This is a genomic window from Actinoplanes sp. NPDC048791 (genome assembly GCF_040650095.1).
In the GTDB taxonomy this organism is placed as follows: domain Bacteria; phylum Actinomycetota; class Actinomycetes; order Mycobacteriales; family Micromonosporaceae; genus Actinoplanes.
Genome location: NZ_JBEZGQ010000370.1, coordinates 1 through 7446, shown reverse-complemented (window position 1 = coordinate 7446; position 7446 = coordinate 1). Strand labels below are relative to the sequence as shown.

General features: G+C 72.5%; 3 protein-coding genes. All 3 read right to left on the bottom strand.

Translation table 11 applies throughout. The features are described from left to right. Positions 1-4078, bottom strand: a 4078-nt coding sequence (locus AB0C29_RS24695; protein ID WP_360824355.1) for a SpoIIE family protein phosphatase, incomplete at its 3' end; no start/stop codon positions are given. Positions 4079-4203: 125 nt separating this feature from the next. Beyond that, entirely contained in the window at positions 4204-6303 is a 2100-nt protein-coding gene (locus AB0C29_RS24690; protein ID WP_360824353.1) for a M1 family metallopeptidase, read from the bottom strand. Between the two features lie 92 nt (positions 6304-6395). Next, a partial coding sequence (locus AB0C29_RS24685) for an enoyl-ACP reductase (protein WP_360824351.1) occupies positions 6396-7446 on the bottom strand: 1051 nt, incomplete at its 5' end.

Here is a 7446-nt window from a genome sequence, read left to right as displayed (position 1 = left end):
CCCGCCGCAGCGTCACCGCGGTGCCGGAGCCGGTCCTGGCCACCGACAGCTCCGACAGCGCACCGATCAGCGCCAGGCCGCGCCCGCGGAAGCCGGCGTCACCGGCCGGCCGCCAGTTCCCGGTGTCGCGGACGGTCGCCAGCACCGAGCCCTCGTCCACCGACACCTCGACGGTGATCACCGGCTCGGCCGGCTCGACGGGATGCTCGATCGCGTTCGCGGCGGCCTCGGAGATCGCCACGGTCAGGTCGAAGACGTCGTTGTCCGGCACGGCGTGGGCTGTCAGGAAGTCCTCGAGCCGCCGGCGCAGCACACTCAGCCGGGTCGGGTCGGCGGGCAGCCGCAGCTCGAACTTGCGCGGCTCGGTGGCCTGCAGCGCGAGCAGCGCGATGTCGTCGCGGCGGGTCTGCCGGGCCGCCTTGTCGAGCAGCCGGTCCAGCAGGTCCTCGACGTGCTCGGCCGGCTCGGCGAGCTCCGCGCTGACGTCGGCCAGGCCGCGGTCGATGCCCAAGCGGCGGTCCTCCACCAGGCCGTCGGTGTAGAGCAGCAGCCGGTGGCCGGGTTCGAGGGCCGCGGTCAGCGTCGGGTATGTCACGTCCTTGAGCGCACCGATCGGCGGCCCGAGCGCGCTGGAGTAGAGCAGGTCGCCCTTCTCCCCCGGCGCGGCCAGCATCGGGGACGGGTGCCCGGCCGACGAGTAGTGCAGCTCCCGGGTGCGGGTGTCGAAGCGGACGCAGACCACGGTGGCGAACTGGCGCCGGCCCAGGTTGTCGACCAGCCGGTTCAGCCGGGTCAGCGCCTCACCGCAGTCGAAACCCTCCAGGATGTACGCCCGCAGCGCGTTGCGCAGCTGCCCCATCCCGGCCGCGGCCTGCACCCCCTTGCCGACCACGTCCCCGATGACCAGGAAGAGCTGGTTGTCCGGGGCGAGGATGACGTCGTACCAGTCGCCGCCGACCTCGGCCTCGGTGCTGCCCGGCAGGTAGCGGCTCGCCACGATGGCGCCGGGCACCCGGGGCAATGACTGCGGCAGCAGGCTGTGCTGCAGCGTGCTGGCGATGCGGTGCTCGGCCTCGTAGAGCCGGGCGTTGCCCAGCCGCAGCCCGACCAGGCGGGCCAGCTGGGTGAGCAGCACCGGCTCGGGTGGACCGTCCGGTCCGGACCAGACGCTCAGCTCACCGAGGGGCGCGCCGGAGGTGTCCGGCAGCGGCAGCACGACATCCGGGGCGGCCGAACCGCCGGCGCCGCCGTCCACCTCGGCCCGGGCGCCGGGGGCGGTCAGCACGACCCGGCCGGCCGACGTCATCGCCTGGACGTGCCGGGCGGCGACGGCGAGCACCTCGGCGGTGGTGCTGACCGCGTTGACCGCCGCGGCCGCGTCGACCAGGCCACGCAGCCGGCTGATGATCTGCCGGCGGGTCTGCCCGAGCTCCAGGTTGGACCGGACCCGGGCGGTCAGGTCGCGTACCGAGAACGGCTTGACCAGGTAGTCGTCGGCGCCCGCGGCCAGGCCCTCGACCGAGGCCTCCTCACCGGCGCGGGCGGAGAGGACCACGATCGGCACGTCCCGGGTGCGCTCGTCCGCGCGCAGCGCCCGGATCAGGCCGAAGCCGTCCATCCGGGGCATCATCATGTCGGTCAGGACGAGGTCGAACTGCTCGGTGCGGGCCAGCTCGAGGGCCTCCAGGCCGTCCGACACGCTGGTGACGTCGAAGGACGGCCGGAGCAGCCGGGACACGTGGTCGCGCAGGTCGGCGTTGTCGTCGGCGAGCAGCACCCGGCCCCGCCGGCCGTCCTGCACCTCGCCCGGCGCGACCGGGGCCGGCGCGGTGTCGCCCATCCACCAGTGCGCTTCCTCGACGTACAGCCGGGACTGCTCCTCGGGCAGGTCGGCCGGCCTTTCGTCGATGATCCGGTCGGCGGGCAGGTGGGCCGTGCCGAGCGGGACGGTCACCGAGAATGTGCTGCCCACGCCGAGCTCGCTGCGCGCCGTAGCCGTGCCGCCGTGCAGCTCGGCCAGCTCACGGACCAGGGCCAGGCCGATGCCGGTGCCCTCGTGGCTGCGCGCCCAGGCGCCGGTGACCCGGTGGAAGCGGTCGAAGAGCAGCTGCTGCTCCTCCTCGGACACGCCGACGCCGGTGTCGGTCACCTCCAGCACCGCGGCCCGGTCGCGTTCCCGGATCCGCACGGTGATCCCGCCGGTCGGCGTGTACTTCACCGCGTTGGAGAGCAGGTTGAAGACGATCTTCTCCCACATCTCGCGGTCCACGTGGACGGGCGCCGGCAGCGGCGGGCACTGGATGTCGAGCCGCAGCCCGGCCCGTTCGGCCGCCGAGCGGAAGGTGCTGGCCAGCCGGGCGGTGTAGTCGGCCAGATCGGTCGGCCGGTAGGCGGCGCGCAGCCGGCCCGACTCCAGCCGGGAGAAGTCCAGCACCGTGTTGACCAGCTTCAGCAGCCGCACGCCGTTGCGCTGCATCGGCACGAGCCGCTCGCGCAGGTCGTCGCCGAGCCCGTCGTCGCCGAGCAGTTCCTCCAGCGGACCGAGGATCAAGGTCAACGGGGTACGGAACTCGTGGCTCACGTTCGAGAAGAAGTTGGTCTTGGCGGTGTCGAGCGCGGCCAGCTCGGCCGCCCGGCGCCGTTCCTGCTGGTAGGCCCGCACGTTCGCCACCGCCCGGGAGATCTGGGCCGTGGCGAGCTCGAGGAAGTCGCGGTAGCCGCGGTCCTGCGCCAGGAACCGGCTGGTGTCGGCCTGGATCGCCTGCACCCGCCGGGAGATGTCCTCGGTCGCCCGGGCCGTCTCCTGAGCCAGATCCTTGACCTCCGAGGCCACCACCGCGAAGCCCTTACCCATCTCCCCGGCCCGGGCCGCCTCGATGGTGGCGTTGAGGGCGAGCAGGTTGGTCTGCTCGGCGATCGAGGTGATGACCTTGATGACGTTGCCGATCTCGGCCGAGGATTCGCCCAGCTTGCCCATGGTGGCCGAGGTCGCCGCGGTGACGCTGACGGCCTCCTCGGCGACCCGGGCGGCCTCGGTGGCGTTCTGCGAGATCTCCCGGATCGACGCGCCCATCTCCTCGCTGCCGGCCGACACCGTGTCGACACTGCGCGAGACCTGCTCGGCCGCGGCAGAGACCGCCTGGGCCTGGGTCGAGGTCTCCTCCGCCGAGGCGGCGATCTGGGTCGCGGTGCCGGTCATCTGCTCCGACGCGCTGGCCAGCGACGCCGCGGAGCCGTCGATCGTGGTCACCGTCTGGCGCAGCCGGCCCACGGCGGCGTCGAGCGCCCGGCCCATCTGGCCCGGCTCGTCGCGCGAGGTCAGCCCGGCGGTCCGGGTCAGGTCCCCGGCCGCGAGGGCGTCGCAGACGTCCTTGACCTTGGTCAGCGCCTGCACGATGCGGCGGGCCACCAGCGCGCCCAGGGCCAGCGCGAGCAGCACCCCGACGATCAGCGTGAGGATCGCGGTCGTCCGGCTGGACTCGTAGTTGGACTTCGCCGCGGCGGCATTCTTGGCAGCGTCGGCCGTCTCGGCCGCCTTCAGCGTGGCCATGTCCTGGAACAGCGCTGTGAGCAGGGGAATCGTCTTGGTGTCGCGCAACTTCGACCAGGTGGCCAGGTCGTTCTTCGCCCCGGTCGGCAGCATCTCCTCCTGGGCGACCTTGATGTACGCGGTCCACGTCGCCTGGACCTTGTCGATGAGGGCCGGATCGCCGGCCGGGTTGCTGGCGCGGTAGGCGGCCATCGCGGCAGCGAATCTGTCCAGGTCCTTGTCGAAGGACTGGGTGAACTTGGTGACCGACGCCGCGTCCAGTGACAGCGCCTGGTTGGCCAGGTCGGAGCGGGCCTGGGTGGCGGAGGTGGTGACTTCTCCCACCGCCTCGACGCTGGCTACGTTGCTCTTGAAGATGAGCTGCGCGGAGTTGCTGGCCTCGCTGAGCGAGCGGATGCCGTTGATCCCGACGATCAGAGCCACGAGGGCGGCGACGGCCACGGCCGACAGCACCTTCGTGTTGACGCTGAGATCGGCGAACGACGGGCGTCCGCGGGCAGGCTGGGTCGGGGCGATCACCGTGGTCATGCCCTCACTATCACCACCGCCGACCGTGCAGAGGCCCGACTTCCGGAATTTTGGACAGGTGGCCAAGGATTGCGTCCTGCCCGGGCCGGTCCCGCCCCCGGTGCTGCGGGGGCGGGACCGGCGGGTCAGCGGCGCAGGTGCCGGGGGATCGGGGCGGGAACGAACGCGGCCCGGGCGGAACTCGCCGGGGGCGTCGCCAGCTCGGGCCGGGTCGGGCTGAACAGCCAGGCCTGGAACAGCGCGTCCAGGGACCGGCCGGAGATCCGCTCGGCCAGGGTGATGAACTCCGGCGTGGTGACGCTGTCACCGCGCCGGGTCGAGGCCCAGGTCCGCAGGATGGTGAAGAAGGCCTGGTCGCCGACCTCCATGCGCAGCGCGTGCAGGGTCATGGCGCCGCGCAGGTAGACCTGATAGTCGAACAGGTGGTCCGGGCCGGGATCACCGATCGGCAGCGCCCAGAACTCCGGGTCCAGGATGCCCTGGTAGTTGGCGTCGAAGATCTCCTGCTCGGTGCCGTGCTTCTCGCGCGCGCTCCACAACCACTCGGCGTACGTCGCGAAGCCCTCGTTGAGCCAGATGTCCTGCCACCTCGCCACCGCCAGGCTGTCGCCGTACCACTGGTGGGCCAGCTCGTGCACCACCACGGCGTCGCCGGACTCGGGGCTGCTGAAGAAGACCTGGGCGTAGACCGGGCGGGTCTGGGTCTCCAGCGCGAAGCCGAACCGGTCCGAGCTGTCCACGATGCCGCCGGCGGCCGAGAACGGGTACGGCCCGAAGTTCTCGGCCAGGAAGGAGATGATCTCGGGCTCGCGGGCCAGCGACCCCGCGGCCCGGTCACCGACGGTCGGCGGGAACTGGTCCACCGTGCCGGCGATCCAGGTGTTCGGGTTGGCCGGGCTGCCGGGCGGGGGACCGCCGGGGACCCAGCCGTCCAGGGTGTTCCCGTCGGACTCGAAGGATGTCGTGCCCTGGCCGGTGGAGACCACCACGTCGTCGACGAACGCGCCCGCCTCGGTGATGGCCTGATCGTTCACCGAGCTCAGGGACACCTCGATCTGCTTGCCCGCGTACCCGGAAAGGTCGATCGACCACGCCTCGTAGCCGTCGCTCTTGCCGGTGGCCGCGTGCCAGGTGCCGGTGGTGCCCGGCGCCGCGCAGGTGTCGTCCGGGCCGGGCGTCAGGTAGTGGGTGAGGAACGGGTACGTCTGCGGTCCGTAGAAGCAGAGCGCCGAGGTCTCCGTGCTGGTGTGCCCGTTGGCGTCCGGCAGGGTGGTCCAGTCGTCCGCCCCGGCGGTGTGCGCCTCGACGAAGAAGTAGTCCCACTCCGGCTCGGTGTCGCGGGTGACGTGGAAGTTCAGCGTCGCCCCGCCGGCGGGCACGTCGACGGTGTGGGTGAGCCGCTTGTACGCCGGCTCGCCGTCCTGGGTGAACGCCACCTGCGTGCCGGTGCGCGGTGCCGCGGCCGGCTTGAACAGCTTCGGGTCCAGTGCGTCCAGATACTCGACCCCGGCCTTGGAGTACTTCTTCACCTGATACTCGCCGACTGTGGCGGTGGCCAGGTACGGGGCCATCGGCTCGCGGGCCTGCCAGGTGGTGGTGGTCCAGCCGTGCCGGGTGCTGGTGCCGGCCAGCACGCCGTTCGAGATGGACTGCAGGCCCCGCGGCGCGGTGATCCGGGTGGTGAAGGAGGCCTTGTCCAGCGGGTGGTCGTTGACCGGGAACCAGGTCGAGGCGACCTCGGGCTGCCCGACGATGACCATGCCGTCGTCGGTGGTGAAGACCCCGGACGAGCCCAGGTTGGGGTCGGCGATGATCTGCGGCACCCCGTCGTAGCGGGCCACCACGGTGAACGTGCGGCCCTTGCGCAGCCCACGCTGCGGCGTGACGGTGAGCTCGCCGTTGGCCCGCTGCCAGGCCGCCGGGCGGCCGTCCACGGTCAGCGACCGCAGGGTCAGGCCGTCGAAGTCGAGGTTGAACGCGGACAGGTGCTGGGTGGCGCGGGCGGTGATCGTGGCGGTGCCGGCCAGCACGTCGGTGGCCGGCGTGTATCTGATGTCCAGGCCGTAGTGGCGTACGTCGTAACCGCCGTTGCCGGCCAGCGGGAAGTAGGGGTCACCGATGCCCGGCGCGCCGGGCCGGAACGGGGTGGGTTGCGCGCCGGCGGGCGCGACCGCCGCCAGCACCAGGGCGATGACGACAGATGAGATGAGGGCGATTCTGCGCATCCAGGACCTCCACGCGGCATTGCGGGCGATCCCCGGACGCTAACCCCGGCCCGGCCGGCCGGGCGACCCCGAGTACCTAAATCGGACAGTACTCAGTCGCCGAGCCGCCGCGCGGTGATCTCCATGCCTGTCGCCCGCAGCCGTTCGACCAGTGCGTCACCGATTCCGGTGGCCGGCGTCAGCACGCCGCCCGTGGTCTCCGGCAGCTCCGCGCGGTCCAGGGCCAGGGCCAGGGCCGACTCGCCGAGCATGACCGCGGTGGCCTGATAGCCGGGGTCACCCTTGGCCCGGAACCGGGCCGTGTAGCGCGCGCCGGTGCTGGTCGTGGTGAACAGGTCCATGGTGAAGTGCCCCCGCTTGCGGGTCGCCTCGTCCGGCCCGTCGCCGGGCTTGGGCAGGATCCGGTCCAGCAGGAACCGGGTCGGCGGCAGGGACAGGCCGACGACCAGCGCGCCGAGCCCGGCCTTGGTGCCCGCGGCGAGCACCGGCGACAGCGGCGAGGTGCCGGTGCTCATCGCCTCGCGGTACCGGAACGCCCGGCCGTACGCGTGGCCCCGCAGGGCGTTGCTGCGCCGCACCACCCGCGAGTTGTAGGACGCCATCACGAACGGTCCCAGGCTGCCGCGCAGCGACGGGTCGACCTCCGAGCCCCGCAGCAGCACCATGTCCTCCTGCCGGCCCAGGTCCGGCTCGTCGGCCGGGGCCGGGCTCAGCGAGTACGGGCTCGCGACCAGCCGCCGCAGCGCCTTGTCCCGGCGGACCACGTCCAGCTGGTGGCGCATCGAGTCGATGGTGCCGCCGCTGATCCCGGCGCGGATGCTGGTGACCACGAGCGTGGTGTCGGTGAGCTCGCCGGCCCCGTCGGCCCGCACCTGCTGCCACAGCACGTGCACCCCGAGGTCCGACGGGATGGAGTCGAAGCCGCAGGAGTGCACGATCCGGGCGCCGGTCGAGCGGGCCAGCTCGTGGTTCTCGTCGGCGCTGGCCCGGGCGAAGATCACCTCGCCGGTCAGGTCGACGTAGTCGGTGCCGGCCGCGGCGCAGGCGTGCGCGAGGGCGCGGCCGTACTTCGCGTACGGCCCGACGGTGGTGCTCACGACGTGCGCGGCGGCGGCGAGCCGCACGACCGCGGGCACGTCGCCC

Coding starts and splice junctions, on each gene's coding strand:
- AB0C29_RS24690 (WP_360824353.1), bottom strand. CDS start 6,303: ATGCGCAGAATCGCCCTCATCTCATCTGTCGTCATCGCCCTGGTGCTG.